Here is a 13,499-nt window from a genome sequence, read left to right as displayed (position 1 = left end):
CATCGGGGGTACTGCGCGGCTGCGGCTCGGGGGCGGGGGTTGCGTACGCGCTGTCTACGGATCAACACCGTCAGGCACACGCGCCGCCAAGCTCAGGCTCGTAAGGGGCGTGGGCGTCAGGCGCTGGCCTGGCGCGCCCGGTTGCGGGCGGCGCGGCGCTTCATCGCGCGGCGCTCGTCCTCGCTGAGGCCACCCCAGACGCCGGAGTCCTGGCCGGACTCGAGCGCCCACTGCAGGCACTGCTCCATGACGGGGCAGCGACGGCAGACGGCCTTGGCTTCCTCGATCTGCAGCAGCGCAGGACCGGTGTTGCCGATGGGGAAGAACAGCTCGGGGTCTTCCTCGCGGCAAACGGCGTTGTGACGCCAGTCCATGGCTGCTACCTCTCCTTGGTCTTACATGAAGATTGCTTGTGAATGTGAACGCTTTCACGAATCCCCCCGCACGGGAAGGGCCGACTACCAGTTGCCTGGCGTGGACCTTGTGGTGAGAGGAGGGGTTCTGGCGACCTGTAGAGGCCGATGTTGCGGGCCGTCCCGATCGCCATGTAGAGATTCGCAAACCTCGGCGGCGGATACAACCCCTTCCGGAAAGTTTTTTTTGATTCCTCGGTGTCGACTGAGTCACAGCCGTACTTCCATGGGGTGGAGCCTGGCCTAAACGTTCGAGTGAAAGGACTTTAGGCCCTTCCACTCACACAATCACACGCAGTGCACGGCGTACGCCTGTGAACGTCACGCTCGTCCGCAGCCCCAGGTGGTCACCGTCCATCTGGAGGGGGAGGGGCACCTTCGAATGCAAGGTGAAGTCCGTCAGGTCGTGCAGCGAGACGGCGTTCTTTCCGTGGGGCCCGCGGTCGGGTGTCGACCGGAGCAGCTGGGTGCCGTACCGGGCCACAGAAGCCGTCGAAAGACGCTTGAGCCCCAGCACGTCCAGGCCCGTCTCGAAGGACGCCTTCGGGGACGCGTACAACGGACGATTGCCCAGGTAGGACCAGGGGGAGGTGTTGCAGACTATGGACATCACGAGGTCCGTCACCGGCTCCTCGCCGGCCTGCTCCAGGGTGATCGAACCGTGCCGGCGGTCGCCCTCGCCGAGGAACTGGCGTACCACCTGGCGCACGTAAAGAGCGTGCGTCGAGCGCTTGCCGCGCTCCCTGTGCTGTTCGACCCGGCCGACCACTCCGGCGTCGAATCCCAGCCCCGCCGCGAACGTGAACCAGCGCGACGGCACCGCTTCGTCATCCGTCCCGGGGGTCCCGGAGACCCGGCCGAGGCTCACTGTGCGTTCACTTCCTTCACGCAGCGCGTCCAGGAGGGCGCCGGTCGCCTCCACGGCGTCGTTCGGCAGGCCCAGGGCGCGCGCGAAGACATTCGTCGAACCCCCGGGGACGACGGCGAGGCGGGGCAGGTTCTCCGGAGAGGGGCCGTTGTGCAGCAGACCGTTGACGACCTCGTTGACCGTGCCGTCGCCACCGAGGGCCACGACCAGCTCGATGTCCTTGCTCTCCGCGGCCTGCCGGCCGAGGTCCCGGGCGTGACCGCGGTACTCCGTAGTGACCGCTTCCAGCTTCATCTCGCTCGCGAGCGCGTGGATCAGTACGTCACGTGTGCGCGCACTGGTGGTAGTAGCCGCCGGGTTGACCACGAGAAGTGCACGCATGCGCAGCAGACTACCTAGGGGTCTTTACCTGGCCCAGACCGAGGTCTGGCCCGAACCGCACCGACGTGCCGCTCCCCGGACGCTCGGGGCTACCCTCGATGCGTGAGCACTGAGCCGAAGACCACCCCCGAAGCCCCCGCGTCGGGCCCCCGCCCCGGGCGCCTCACGGCCGCCGCGGCACTCGCCGCGCTGGAGGGCTTGGCCCTCGTCGTCGGCGGTGCCTACATGCTCGTCATGGGGCTCGCGGGCGACCCCGACAACCCGCGCCAGGCGACGACGGGCGGCGTCACGCTGATCGTCCTCGCACTCCTTCCGCTGCTCGCCGCGCGCGGTCTGCTGCGGCTGCGCAGCTGGGCGCGCGGGCCCGCGATCATCACGCAGATCATGGCGCTGCCCGTGGCCTGGCAGCTGCTCCAGGCGGACAGCGCGATGATTCCCGGCGGTATCGCGCTGGCGGCGGTCGCGGTCGCGACGCTGGTGCTGCTCATCCATCCCGCCACCACCGAGGCGCTCGGCATCGGCGGGGCAGGGAACGGGAACGTACAGGAAGGCGGCAAGTAGCCGCACGGACCGGCACACGGTCGCAGGAACGCCACTGGGGGCGGCAAGGTCATCCTTGCCGCCCCCAGTGGCGTTCCTGCGACCGTGTGCCGGTCCGTGCGGCCCGCTCACTCCTCGGTCACTCCTGCTCCTCGGTCACTCCTGCGTCACTCCTCGACGAGGAGCTTCTCGCGCAGCTGCGCGAGGGTGCGCGCGAGCAGCCGGGAGACGTGCATCTGGGAGATGCCGACCTCCTGGGCGATCTGCGACTGCGTCATGTTCCCGAAGAACCGCAGCAGCAGGATGCGCTTCTCGCGCGGCGGCAGGTCCTCCAGGAGCGGCTTGAGAGATTCGCGGTACTCGACGCCCTCCAGGGCCTCGTCCTCGGCGCCGAGGGTGTCCGCCACGGCCGGTGACTCGTCGTCCGTGTCCGGGACGTCCAGGGACAGCGTGGAGTACGCGTTCGCCGACTCCAGGCCCTCCAGGACCTCCTCCTCGGAGATCGCCAGCTTCTCGGCCAGCTCGTGCACGGTCGGGGAGCGGCCGTGCAGCTGCGACAGCTCGGCCGTGGCCGTCGTCAGCGCGAGACGCAGCTCCTGCAGCCGCCGCGGCACCCGCACCGCCCAGCCCTTGTCGCGGAAGTGGCGCTTGATCTCGCCGACGACCGTCGGGGTGGCGTACGTGGAGAACTCGACGCCGCGGTCCGGGTCGAACCGGTCCACCGACTTGATGAGGCCGATCGTGGCGACCTGGGTCAGGTCGTCCAGGGGTTCGCCGCGGTTGCGGAAGCGGCGGGCCAGGTGCTCCACGAGCGGCAGGTGCATGCGGACCAGCTGATTGCGCAGCTCCGCGTACTCCGCGCTGCCGTTCTCCAGGGCGCGCAGCTCCACGAACTTCGCCCGCGCGCCGCTGCGGTCCTGTGGATCGTGCCGGCTGTGCTGCTCGTGCTCGCTCATCGTCCCGCCCGTCACCCGCCGCCGCCCTTCTGGGGACTCGCCCCCAGTGCTGGACGCCCGGGGGGACCCCCTGCGTGCGGCGCCTGCTTGGTCCTGTCGCCCGCCCGGGCCGGACAGCTCGTCGGTCCCGTCCCCGGCGGTCGGCTCTGCCTGCTCTTCGGCGGCGGCCGTCCCGGCCACCGCCCGCTGACCCTGCTGCTCCGGGTCCTGTGGGTGCGGCCTGGCCTGCTGCTCGGGGATGCCGCCGGGGGCAGGCCCCGGCTCCACCGGAGCGCGCCCGGAGGCCGGACGCGTGCCGCCCCTGCCGCGGGCGGGCAGACCGTGTGTGCCACGTGTGCCGCGCTCTTCGTCCCGCACCGGCCCGTCCCCGTTCCTCACGCCGGCCCGGGTCCCGCGCCGCGCTGTTTGTAGAGGCTGATCGAAACGGTTTTGTCGTCGGCGACCGAGGAGTTGACCTTGCCCGCGAGGGCCGAAAGGACCGTCCATGCGAAGGTGTCGCGCTCCGGGGCGCGGCCGTCCGTGGTGGGCGCCGAGACGGTCACCTCCAGGGAGTCGTCGACGAGCCGGAAGACGCAGCTGAGCACGGAACCGGGCACGGCCTGCTGGAGCAGGATCGCGCACGCCTCGTCGACAGCGATGCGGAGGTCCTCGATCTCGTCCAGGGTGAAGTCCAAGCGTGCTGCGAGGCCGGCCGTGGCCGTACGCAGCACCGACAGGTAGGCACCCGCAGCCGGAAGGCGGACCTCCACGAAGTCCTGATTCCCGGGCTCGCCTGCGATCTGGGACACCCTCACCTCCAAGGTGGTACAAGCACTTTCGGGGCTCCGGCCGTCGCGCCGCGGCGGTCCGGACTGCGTCACACGGGTGACGCACCACGTTTTTCAGCGGTGACGCTACCGCGCTGCTCAGTTCCGTGTCCCGGGGCCCCACCCCGTTGCTGTCACTCATAGTAAGCCTACGGGTACGGACAGTGGCTAGGGGTTTCGCGGACCCAATTGGAAAGAACGAGCGTCGGGTTGACGTACCCAGGCCTCAGACGATCGAACCGTCGACAAAGCACCAACGCCAGTTCTCGCCCGGCTCGAAGGTCCGCATCACCGGATGGCCGGTCTCCTTGAAGTGCGCCGTCGCGTGCTGGAAGGGCGACGAGTCGCAGCAGCCCACGTGCCCGCAGTCCAGGCACAGCCGCAGCTGCACGGGGTGGCTGCCGGCCGCGAGGCATTCCAGACACGTTTCGCTCAGAGGCGTTGGTTCGGGGTGGGGCAGTGCGCTGACGTGCGAGCACTCGTTCATGATGGCCAGGTTACGACGGGAGACCGGACGGCGAAGGGCCTTGCCGATGGACGTACTGCCCCTGGTGGCGCTGATCGCCGCGAGCGCCGCTGTCGCGGGCGCCGCGCGCCGCACGCCGGTCCCCGCACCGCTGCTCCTGGTGGGCGTGGGCCTGATCGCGGCGTACGTCCCCGGAGTGCCGGAGTACCACCTCGACCCGCATGTGGTGCTGCCGCTGATCCTGCCGCCGCTGCTGCACACGGCCGCCCTGGAGAGCTCGTATCTGGACCTGCGGGCCAATGTGCGGCCCGTCGCGCTCCTCTCCGTTGGTTACGTTCTGTTCGCGACGCTGGCCGTCGGCTGGCTCGCCTATCTGCTGATCCCCGATCTCCCGCTGACCGCCGCGCTCGTCCTGGGGGCGGTGATCGCACCCCCGGACGCCGTGGCGGCCACGGCCATCGCGCGCCGTGTGGGACTGCCCTCGCGCATCACGACGATCCTCCAGGGCGAGTCCCTGGTGAACGACGCCACCGCGATCACCGCCTACAAGGTGGCGCTCGCGGCGGCCGTCGGCGAGGGCGCGAGCTGGGGCGGCGGCATCCAGGAGTTCCTGGTCGCCGCGGTCGGCGGGATCGGCGTGGGGCTGATCCTGATGGTGCCCATCCACTGGTTGCGCACCCACCTGAAGGAATCGCTGCTGCAGAACACGCTGTCGCTGCTCATCCCCTTCGTCGCGTACGCCGCCGCGGAGCAGTTCCACGCCTCCGGAGTGCTCGCCGTGGTCGTGGTGGCCCTCTACTTGGGGCACCGTTCCTGGCAGGTCGACTTCGAGACGCGACTCCAGGAGGCCGCGGTCTGGAAGGTCGTGGGCTTCCTCCTGGAGTCGGCGGTCTTCGCGCTCATCGGGCTGCAGCTGCCCGTGGTGCTCGGGGAGCTCGGTGAGTACAGCGTCGGACAGGCGATCTGGTACGCCGTCGCGGTGTTCGTGTGCGTCGTGGTGGTGCGCTTCGTGTGGTCGTATCCGGCGACGTATCTGCCGCGCGCGCTGTCGGCGCGGATCCGTGAGCGCGAGGGCGACATGGACTGGCGGCGGCCGCTGATCGTCAGCTGGGCCGGGATGCGGGGCGTGGTGTCCCTGGCGATCGCCTTCTCCATCCCGTTGATGACGGACGACGACGAGCCCTTCCCCGGCCGCAACCTCGTGCTCTTCCTGACCTTCACGACGGTCATCGGGACGCTGGTGGTCCAGGGGCTCTCGCTGCCGTGGCTGATCCGGGTCCTGAAGGTGCCAGGGCGGGACGCGCAGGCGCAGACACTGGCCGAGGCGCAGGCCCAGAACGCCGCCTCGCAGGCCGCGGAGGCCCGGCTGAGGGAGCTGATGGAGGACGAGCGCAACCAGCTGCCAGGGCCCCTTGAGGACCGTCTGCGCACCGTTCTCGAGCGGCGCCGCAACTCGGTCTGGGAGCGGCTCGGCCAGTCCAACCCCGTCACGGGGGAGTCCGCGGACGACACCTACCGCAGGCTCGCGCGCGAGGCGATCGCCGCGGAGCGCGAGGTGTTCGTACGGTTGCGGGACGAGCGGCGCATCGACGACGAACTGATGCGGACCCTGCTGCGGAAGCTGGACCTGGAGGAGGCGGCGGCCCACCGGGAGATCGAGGAGTGAGCGCAGGGCCCCTTCGGGAGGCCGGTGCGGGCCGAGCGGGCCACGGGCGGTTCAGTCGGGCGGCGTGCCTGTGATGACCGCCGTGACCGTTGTCCCCGGAGCGAAAGCGCCCTCTTCGGAGAGTGCGGTCAGCGCGTACAGGAGCTTGGCCACGTACACACGCTCCACAGGGAGGCCGTGGCGCTGCTCGAAGTCGTCGGCGAAGGCGGTGAGTTCGTCGGTGGTACGGGCGTAGCCGCCGCAGTGGAAGCGGTCGTCGAGGGTCCAGTTGGTGCCGGGGGCGCCGAAGGCGGAGCGCTGGAGGCCCGCTATCTCGGGGCCCAGGAAGCCGCCCTTGAGGACGGGTATGCCGAGCGCGCGCTGGCCGGGGGCGAGACCCGCGGCCAGGCCCGCGAGGGTCCCGCCGGTGCCGCAGGCGACGGCCGCGACGTCGGTGTGGCCGCGCAGCTCCGCGCCGAGGGGCGTGCAGCCCTGGACGGCGAGGGCGTTGCTGCCGCCCTCGGGGATGACGTACGCGTCCTCGGTGGCCGTCCGCCGCCGGAGCGCGGCCAGGACCGCGGGATCCGCCTTCTGCCGGTACGCCGACCTGTCGACGAAGTGCAGCCGCATGCCGTCCGCCGCGCACTGGGCGAGGGACGCGTTCAAGGGGCGGTCGGCCAGTTCGTCGCCGCGTACTACGCCGACGGTGGCGAAGCCCAGCAGGCGGCCCGCGGCGGCGGTGGCCCGCAGGTGGTTGGAGTAGGCGCCGCCGAAGGTGAGCAGCGTTCCGTGGCCCGCCGCGCGCGCCCGCTCCAGGTTGAGGACGAGCTTGCGGTACTTGTTGCCGGGCAGGTCCGGGTGTATTCGGTCGTCGCGCTTGAGGAGCAGGCGGACGCCGCGGGCCTCGAAACGCGGGTCCGTGACCTGCTGGAGCGGGGTGGGGAGCCGGGGCCGCAGGGCGGAGGCGGGCGGGGTGGGGGACACCCCGCCATTCTCCCTCGTGGTGGGCGGGCCGGGGCTGGTGGAGCGTGGCGGAGCGAAGGTGGGGGGTTGGGGGAGCGGAGGCGCGGACAGGGAGGCGTGTCTGGCCGGGGCCTCGTGGGCTACTTCAGTCGCTCTCCGATCCGCTCCCGCATCGAGTCCATCGTGAACCCCTTGGGGTCGATCTTGCCGGGCTGCCACTCCAGGTGACCGATGACGGAGCGCTCGGTCCAGCCGTGGTGACGGCAGACGGCGGCCGAGACTCTCTCGATGGCGTCCAGCTGCTCATCGGTCCAGGGGTCCTCGCCGTCGCCGAGGTTCTCGCACTCGAAGCCGTAGAAGTGGCGGTTGCCGTCGGTGTTGGCCTCGTTGTCCGGCGGGAGGCGCTTCTCCGCGATGACGGCGCGCAGGACGTCGTCGTCGCCGAGCCCGGCGTGGTTGGAGCGGCCGTAGCCGACGAGGTGGACGCGGCCGTCCTTGGTGATGACGCCGTGGCAGAGCGGGCCGGGCAGGCCCGCGTAGCCGTCGCGGCAGATTTCCACGGTCCGCTCGGAGCCGGAGGTGACCGTGTGATGGATCATCACGCCGTGCACCGGGCCCCAGGGGCCCACATGATTGCGGTTGTGCTCGCGCCAGTTGCCGACTTCGACGACCGTGACGCCTTCGTCCTTCAGCAGGTCCAGGAATCTGTTCGCGGACATGGGTGGGGCCATGACCGCCTCCTTTGCGGGCGCGACGGTCGCCGGTCGCGAACCGCCTCGTACGCAGCTTGTACCGGAACCGCCGGTGCCCGAACCATCTGTTCGGGCACCGTGCGAGTCGATCCGGTCAGCCGGAGGGCTGGTCGGCCCCGGTCGGTCAGGCGCGCAGGAAGCCGTCGCCGTGCGTCGCGATGTGTGCCTCCAGGGCGGAGAGTGCCTGCTGGGTGGCGTCCGGAGTGCCGCTGCCGCGCCGCTCCGCGTAGTACGCCGCGCCGAGCTGCTTGAGCAGGTCGTTGCCCGCCCGCTGTGCCTGCACGTCGTCCAGCTTCTGCTTGCCCTGGTTGAGACCCTGCTGCACCTGTTCTCTGGCGCGGTCCAGGAAGCCTGCCATGTCGCTTCTCCCGATGGTTCGGTGCTGATGGTGCGTACGCTGCGCTCGCCCTTGTGAACGAACGCACAGATCTTGGAGTTCCCCCTCGCCGCGTCGCCGTACCCGGTGGGCGCCCGCGTCAGCCGGTCGGCCCGCACCTCAGGGGTTGGCCGGAATCATTCGGCTCGGCGGCTGATATTCCGCTTCCGGGCGCGCGTGGAGCGCCGTCGTCGGGGGCCCTGGACGGACGTACGAGGGATCGGGCCTGGTTGGCGGCAACGTGCCCCGTCCGCCTCGATCCATTCCCGCTCATTTGTGTAATGGCGCGCGTACTCACCGTGCTGGAAGGGTTGCGAGCCAGGTCAGCGCATGATTGGGAGGGCATTGTCCATGTCGGTAGGCGAAGAGATCCGTACGGAGCAGGACCAGCCGCAGCAGAGTCTCGGCACATCCGCCGCGCGGAATCTGGCCACCACCACCAAGTCCGCGCCGCAGATGCAGGAGATCAGCTCCCGCTGGCTGCTGCGGATGCTGCCCTGGGTGCAGGTGCAAGGCGGTACGTACCGAGTCAACCGCAGGACGAGCTACTCGGTCGGGGACGGCCGGGTCACGTTCGTCAAGACGGGAGACCGCGTCGAGGTGATCCCCGCCGAGCTCGGCGAACTGCCGGTCCTTCGGGACTTCGAGGACCAGGAGGTGCTCGGCGAGCTGGCGCGCCGCTGCCAGCAGCGCGAGTTCGAGGCCGGCGGGGTGCTCACGTCGTTCGGCAGCCAGGCGGACGAGGTGTTCCTGCTCGCCCACGGCCGCGTCGAGAAGGTCGGCACGGGCCCCTACGGAGACGACACGGTGCTCGGCACGCTCGCCGACGGCGCGTACTTCGGCGAGCAGGCCCTCATCGACCCGGAGACCATCTGGGAGTACACGGTCCGCGCGGTGACGGCCTGCACGGTCCTCACGCTCCCGCGCCAGGACCTGGAACAGGTGGCGGAGCGCTCCGAGTCCCTGCGCGCCCACCTCGAGCGGATGCGGGCCATCCCGGAGCAGCGCACCAACAACTACGGAGAGGCCCCCATCGACCTCTCCGCGGGCCACGTCGGCGAAGCGGTCCTGCCCGGCACCTACGTGGACTACGAATCGCGACCGCGCGAGTACGAACTGAGCGTCGCCCAGACCGTGCTGCGCATCCACACGCGCGTGGCCGACCTCTACAACCAGCCGATGAACCAGACCGAGCAGCAACTGCGGCTCACCGTAGAGGCCCTGAAGGAGCGCCAGGAGCACGAGCTCATCAACAACCGCGAGTTCGGACTGCTCAACAACTGCGAGTACGACCAGCGCCTGCAGCCGCACGACGGCGTGCCGAGCCCGGACGACATGGACGAACTGCTCACCCGCAGGCGCGGATCGAAGCTGTTCCTCGCCCACCCGCGCGCGATCGCCGCGTTCGGCCGCGAGTGCAACAAGCGCGGGCTCGTCCCGGAGACCATCGACGTGTCCGGTCACCGCATCCCGACCTGGCGCGGCGTGCCGATCTTCCCGTGCAACAAGATCCCGGTGACCGAGGAGCGCACGTCCTCGATCATCTGCATGCGTACGGGCGAGGACGAGCAGGGCGTCGTCGGACTGCACCAGGCGGGCATCCCGGACGAGATCGAGCCGAGCCTGTCCGTGCGCTTCATGGGCATCAGCGACCAGGCGATCATCTCCTACCTGGTGTCGACGTACTACTCCGCGGCCGTCCTGGTGCCGGACGCCCTCGGCATCCTGGAGAACGTCGAGATCGGCCGGTGGAGGTGAGTCGACGTCCTGCCGGGACGGGCGGCGGGCCGCCGCCCGTGTCTGCGGGCACACCAGCGGGTACACCCCTGGCGTACGCGCCCGCAGGCCCAGGATCCGCCACCGTCCGCCGCCCCGCCGGAGTGAGTCCATGACGGACACCACGGACATGACGGACTGCGCGCCCCGACCGCGCGGACGGGTCCTCGGGGAGCACGTCCTCGGGGAGGCCTACGAGGCCGCGGAGATCCTGTCGGCGGCGCGGCTGTGCGTCGACCCGGAGCTGCGCGCCGCGGTCGAGTCGCTGCCGGGTTCGCTGCGCCGCATCGCGCTGTACCACTTCGGATGGGAACACGCCGACGGCACGCCCGCGGCCGGGAACGCGGGCAAGGCCATCAGGCCCGCCCTCGTCCTGGCCGCGGTGCGGGCCCTCGGCGGGGACCCGCTGAGCGCGGTCAGGGCGGCCGCGGCCGTGGAGCTGACGCACAACTTCACGCTGCTCCACGACGACGTCATGGACCGCGACGCGACCCGCAGGCACCGCCCCACCGCGTGGACCGTGTTCGGCGACTCCGACGCGATCCTCGCCGGGGACGCGCTGCAGGCACTCGCGCAGCGGATGCTCGCCGAGGACCCCCACCCCGGGGCCCCGGCGGCGGCCGCCCGCCTGGCCGCCTGCGTCGTCGAGCTGTGCGCGGGGCAGCACGCCGACTGCGCCCTGGAGAGCCGGGGCCCGGACGAGGTCTCGCTGGCGGAGTGCCTGGCCATGGCCGAGGCCAAGACCGGCGCGCTCCTCGGCTGCGCCTGCGCGATCGGCGCCGCGTACGCGGGCGCGGGGGTCGACACGGTGGAGGCGCTCGACGGGTTCGGGCGGCAGGCCGGCCTCGCCTTCCAGCTCATCGACGACGTGATCGGCATCTGGGGGGACCCGGCGCGCACCGGCAAGCCCGCGCGCGCGGACCTCGCCGTCCGCAAGAAGTCGCTGCCGGTGGTCGCCGCGCTGGCCTCCGGCACGCCCGAGGGGGCGGAGCTCGCCGGGTTGTACGGCCGGGAGCCGGGCCAGGGAGACCTGGAGCGGATGGCCCGCGCCGTCGAGGGGGCCGGGGGCCGGGACTGGGCGCAGCTGCACGCGGCGGACCGGATGTCGCGGGCGCTCGGGGAACTCGCCCGCGCGGTCCCCGACCCCGAGCGGGCGGGTGGCCTGCTGGCGCTCGCGGAGTTCGTCACACGCCGGTCCCACTGACCGTCCGGGGGACTCCCGGCGGGGCGTGAGAGGGGGCGCTCCGCCGGGAGTTCGACGGTCGTCCTGGGCCAGCCGGTGGTGCGGGAGGGGGTGGGGCGCTGCCGGTCGGCGTACGGTCAGGGGCCGTACGCCGACCGGCTCGCCGAACGGTCGTGAGGGGTACGCCAATCGGTTCGCCGTGCCGTCAGGGGCCGTACGGCGATCGGCTCGCCGTGCGGTGCGGTGCGGTGCGGGGCCGTGCGGTGCGGTGCGGGGCCGTGCGGTGCGGGGCCGAGCCGGTCGGCCAGGGGCCGGACAGCTCCGGCGGCCGACCCTGAAACCGGTGCCCGCGCGGCCGTCGTCGCGCGCGAAACGACCACTTAGGCTGCAACCGGCGTCGCCGAGCCCGGGGTTGGCGGACACTGGCCGACGGGCCCGGAGCACGGGCGACGAGGCGAGGACAAGGACGAGGCGAGGGGGAGACGTCGTGGGCGTGCCGATCCGGAGAGCCGGGGAGAGCGACCGGGCCGAGGTGGTCGGGCTGCTCGACGAGGCGTTCATGCGGGATCCGGTGAGCAGTTGGCTGTTCCCGGACGAGCGGCGGCGGCGGGAGCGGCACGGCGGGCTGATGGAGGCCTTCCTCGACATGGCCTTCGCCGAGGGGTACGTGGACATCGCCGAGGACGGCTCGGGCGTGGCCCTGTGGTGGTCGGTGCCCGCGGGCCCGGCACCCGAGGATGCCGCCGACGGGCCCGTGCACCTGCGGCAGGCCGTCGACCCGGACAACGAACGCGTCGAGACGATCGGCCGCCTGACGTCCGAGATCCACCCGTCCGACCGGCCGCACCAGTACCTCCACATGATCGGCGTGAAGCCGCAGCGGCAGGGCGAGGGCATCGGCTCGGCCCTGGTCGCGCCGGTGCTCGAGCGGTGCGACCGCGAGGGGCTGCACGCCTATCTGGAGGCGAGCAGCCCGCGCGGCCGGGAGCTGTACCTGCGCCTCGGCTTCACCGACCTCGGCAACGCCCTTGACCTGCCCGACGGGCCGCGGATGTGGCCCATGTGGCGTGAGCCGCAGATGGTGTGACACGGAGGATTCGATCGGCCCTGTCGGCCTGTCGGCCCTGTCGGCCCCGGATCGGTCCTGGCGCAAGCAGCCAGGACCCCCGGGGCCGTTTTTTCGGCAGCTTCGGCGAAACACTTGAAACCACTGCACCTGAAGCACTATAAATGCAGTTGTTCGAGTCGGGGTGGCCACAACCGCCCTGTCTCGCCCCCACTGCCATCTGCGGAAAGAGAATCAGCTTGCGAAAGCTCACCTACTTCGTCGCCGTCTCGATCGACGGGTTCATCGGTGACCCGAGTGGCGACGCCAACTCCTTCATGCCGTTCGTGGACGAGGAGTTCCTCGGGTACCTCAAGGCCGAGTACCCGGAGACCGTCTCCGCCCCCGCGCGTAAGATGCTCGGCTTCGGCGACGACGTGCCGAACCGGCGGTTCGACACCGTCATCCAGGGCAGGGGCAGCTACCAACTCGGCCTGGACCAGGGCGAACCGAGCCCGTACAGCCACCTGCGCGAGTACGTCGCCTCACGCAGCCTCCAGACGTCCCCCGCCGCCAACGTCGAGATCGTCGCCGACGACCTGCTCGGCAAGGTCCGCGAGCTCAAGGCCGAGGACGGTGAACTCGGCATCTGGCTGTGCGGCGGCGCGGAGATCGCCGGCCAGCTGATCGACGAGGTCGACGAGCTGGTGCTCAAGACCTATCCGGTGCTGCTCGGCTCGGGCATGCCCATGTTCGCGGGCGTGGAGTCCGCGATCGGCGAGTTCGAGCTGTCCTCGTCCCGGGTCTTCGGCAACGGCGTCGTCGTCCGTACGTACACCCGCAAGCGCGGGAAGAGCTGACCGCTGGGCTGTCCGACCTCGGGGAACCGCCCTACCCTGGGGTCATGGGCAGCGATGGACGCCGGTCCGGCCCCCGCCCGCAGAGCGAACCCGTGTGCGAGCACTGCGGACGGCCCGTCGGTACGGCCATCAAGCGGCGCAAGGTGCTCGGGGCGTACGTCCCTGTGTGGGGCCCCGCCCCTTGCCGTAACCCGGAGTGCGACGCGTGCGTCGTGGACGAGCCGGGCGGGAAGTCGCGGTCGGGCCGCGGCTACAAGAGCAAGTACAAGCGCGGGCACCTGTCGAGGCGTACCCCGGAGACCGGCAAGAAAGCCGCCCCGGGGCCCGGCGGGCAGCCCGCGCCGAAGGTCGACCTGGAGCCCGGCGCGACCGCGGCCGACCCCGAGGCCGAACCGCGGGCGGAGCCGCAGCCCGGCTCCTAGTCGGGCCTCCGTGACACCCCTGACTGTCAGTGGGCGCGGTTAGGGTT

15 protein-coding genes are annotated in these 13,499 nt (G+C 71.2%); 7 read left to right on the top strand and 8 right to left on the bottom strand.

The features are described from left to right. Positions 1–116 precede the first annotated feature (116 nt). Positions 117–374: a WhiB family transcriptional regulator gene (locus OO63_RS29070; RefSeq protein WP_016639615.1), complete on the bottom strand. Its 258-nt coding sequence runs from the start codon at positions 372–374 to the stop codon at positions 117–119. A gap of 319 nt (positions 375–693) precedes the next feature. After that, the gene (locus tag OO63_RS29065; protein WP_030359874.1) at positions 694–1,662 is read right to left on the bottom strand and encodes a diacylglycerol/lipid kinase family protein; all 969 of its coding nucleotides are present in this window, start codon (positions 1,660–1,662) and stop codon (positions 694–696) included. A 102-nt stretch (positions 1,663–1,764) separates the two neighbouring features. Between OO63_RS29065 and OO63_RS29060 the strand changes: the two genes are divergently transcribed. Then, positions 1,765–2,223: a hypothetical protein gene (locus OO63_RS29060; RefSeq protein WP_030359875.1), complete on the top strand. Its 459-nt coding sequence runs from the start codon at positions 1,765–1,767 to the stop codon at positions 2,221–2,223. A 146-nt stretch (positions 2,224–2,369) separates the two neighbouring features. On the opposite strand, the gene OO63_RS29055 is transcribed toward OO63_RS29060, so the two are convergent. The 3 genes from OO63_RS29055 to OO63_RS29045 form a co-directional block, all read right to left on the bottom strand. After that, a complete protein-coding gene (locus OO63_RS29055) occupies positions 2,370–3,536 on the bottom strand; it encodes an RNA polymerase sigma factor SigF (RefSeq protein ID WP_078619425.1) in 1,167 nt (388 codons plus the stop codon). Continuing rightward, complete coding sequence (locus OO63_RS29050; RefSeq protein ID WP_030359877.1) at positions 3,533–3,946, bottom strand: ATP-binding protein; 414 nt, start codon at positions 3,944–3,946, stop codon at positions 3,533–3,535. Before OO63_RS29050 ends, OO63_RS29055 begins: the two co-directional genes overlap by 4 nt. 244 nt (positions 3,947–4,190) lie before the next feature. After that, the gene (locus tag OO63_RS29045) at positions 4,191–4,451 is read right to left on the bottom strand and encodes a UBP-type zinc finger domain-containing protein (RefSeq protein WP_030359878.1); all 261 of its coding nucleotides are present in this window, start codon (positions 4,449–4,451) and stop codon (positions 4,191–4,193) included. Positions 4,452–4,497: 46 nt separating this feature from the next. Here OO63_RS29045 and OO63_RS29040 point away from each other — a divergent pair, with 46 nt between their 5' ends. Then, positions 4,498–6,096: a Na+/H+ antiporter gene (locus OO63_RS29040; protein ID WP_030359879.1), complete on the top strand. Its 1,599-nt coding sequence runs from the start codon at positions 4,498–4,500 to the stop codon at positions 6,094–6,096. Between the two features lie 51 nt (positions 6,097–6,147). On the opposite strand, the gene OO63_RS29035 is transcribed toward OO63_RS29040, so the two are convergent. The 3 genes from OO63_RS29035 to OO63_RS29025 all read right to left on the bottom strand — a co-directional run bounded on the left by OO63_RS29035 (position 6,148) and on the right by OO63_RS29025 (position 8,148). Beyond that, complete coding sequence (locus tag OO63_RS29035) at positions 6,148–7,059, bottom strand: 1-aminocyclopropane-1-carboxylate deaminase/D-cysteine desulfhydrase (protein WP_030359880.1); 912 nt, start codon at positions 7,057–7,059, stop codon at positions 6,148–6,150. Positions 7,060–7,178: 119 nt separating this feature from the next. Then, the gene (locus OO63_RS29030) at positions 7,179–7,769 is read right to left on the bottom strand and encodes an N-acetylmuramoyl-L-alanine amidase (RefSeq protein WP_030359881.1); all 591 of its coding nucleotides are present in this window, start codon (positions 7,767–7,769) and stop codon (positions 7,179–7,181) included. A gap of 145 nt (positions 7,770–7,914) precedes the next feature. Continuing rightward, positions 7,915–8,148 (bottom strand): hypothetical protein, encoded by a 234-nt coding sequence (locus OO63_RS29025; RefSeq protein ID WP_030359882.1) that lies wholly within the window; start codon positions 8,146–8,148, stop codon positions 7,915–7,917. A 369-nt stretch (positions 8,149–8,517) separates the two neighbouring features. On the opposite strand from OO63_RS29025, the gene OO63_RS29020 reads away from it, so the two are divergent. From OO63_RS29020 to OO63_RS46410, 5 genes are all read left to right on the top strand, one after another. Further along, the gene (locus OO63_RS29020; protein ID WP_030359883.1) at positions 8,518–9,924 is read left to right on the top strand and encodes a family 2B encapsulin nanocompartment shell protein; all 1,407 of its coding nucleotides are present in this window, start codon (positions 8,518–8,520) and stop codon (positions 9,922–9,924) included. A 130-nt stretch (positions 9,925–10,054) separates the two neighbouring features. Continuing rightward, positions 10,055–11,146 (top strand): family 2 encapsulin nanocompartment cargo protein polyprenyl transferase, encoded by a 1,092-nt coding sequence (locus tag OO63_RS29015; RefSeq protein ID WP_078619424.1) that lies wholly within the window; start codon positions 10,055–10,057, stop codon positions 11,144–11,146. A 466-nt stretch (positions 11,147–11,612) separates the two neighbouring features. Then, complete coding sequence (locus OO63_RS29010) at positions 11,613–12,212, top strand: GNAT family N-acetyltransferase (protein WP_030359885.1); 600 nt, start codon at positions 11,613–11,615, stop codon at positions 12,210–12,212. Between the two features lie 218 nt (positions 12,213–12,430). Beyond that, complete coding sequence (locus OO63_RS29005) at positions 12,431–13,030, top strand: dihydrofolate reductase family protein (RefSeq protein ID WP_030359886.1); 600 nt, start codon at positions 12,431–12,433, stop codon at positions 13,028–13,030. 44 nt (positions 13,031–13,074) lie between these two features. Then, entirely contained in the window at positions 13,075–13,452 is a 378-nt protein-coding gene (locus OO63_RS46410; RefSeq protein WP_199819516.1) for a hypothetical protein, read from the top strand. The last annotated feature ends 47 nt before the right edge of the window (positions 13,453–13,499 follow it).

Origin of the sequence: Streptomyces alboflavus, assembly GCF_000716675.1 — a bacterium.
Taxonomy (GTDB): domain Bacteria; phylum Actinomycetota; class Actinomycetes; order Streptomycetales; family Streptomycetaceae; genus Streptomyces; species Streptomyces alboflavus.
Note: the sequence above shows the minus strand (reverse complement) of the source record. Positions and strands in the feature narration are given on the sequence as shown.

Bases quoted from the DNA above. Each gene is read 5' to 3' on its own strand.
- OO63_RS29070 (WP_016639615.1), bottom strand. From the start codon at position 374: ATGGACTGGCGTCACAACGCCGTTTGCCGCGAGGAAGACCCCGAGCTG.
- OO63_RS29065 (WP_030359874.1), bottom strand. From the start codon at position 1,662: ATGCGTGCACTTCTCGTGGTCAACCCGGCGGCTACTACCACCAGTGCG.
- OO63_RS29045 (WP_030359878.1), bottom strand. From the start codon at position 4,451: ATGAACGAGTGCTCGCACGTCAGCGCACTGCCCCACCCCGAACCAACG.
- OO63_RS29040 (WP_030359879.1), top strand. From the start codon at position 4,498: ATGGACGTACTGCCCCTGGTGGCGCTGATCGCCGCGAGCGCCGCTGTC.
- OO63_RS29030 (WP_030359881.1), bottom strand. From the start codon at position 7,769: ATGGCCCCACCCATGTCCGCGAACAGATTCCTGGACCTGCTGAAGGAC.
- OO63_RS29025 (WP_030359882.1), bottom strand. From the start codon at position 8,148: ATGGCAGGCTTCCTGGACCGCGCCAGAGAACAGGTGCAGCAGGGTCTC.
- OO63_RS29020 (WP_030359883.1), top strand. From the start codon at position 8,518: ATGTCGGTAGGCGAAGAGATCCGTACGGAGCAGGACCAGCCGCAGCAG.
- OO63_RS29015 (WP_078619424.1), top strand. From the start codon at position 10,055: ATGACGGACACCACGGACATGACGGACTGCGCGCCCCGACCGCGCGGA.
- OO63_RS46410 (WP_199819516.1), top strand. From the start codon at position 13,075: ATGGGCAGCGATGGACGCCGGTCCGGCCCCCGCCCGCAGAGCGAACCC.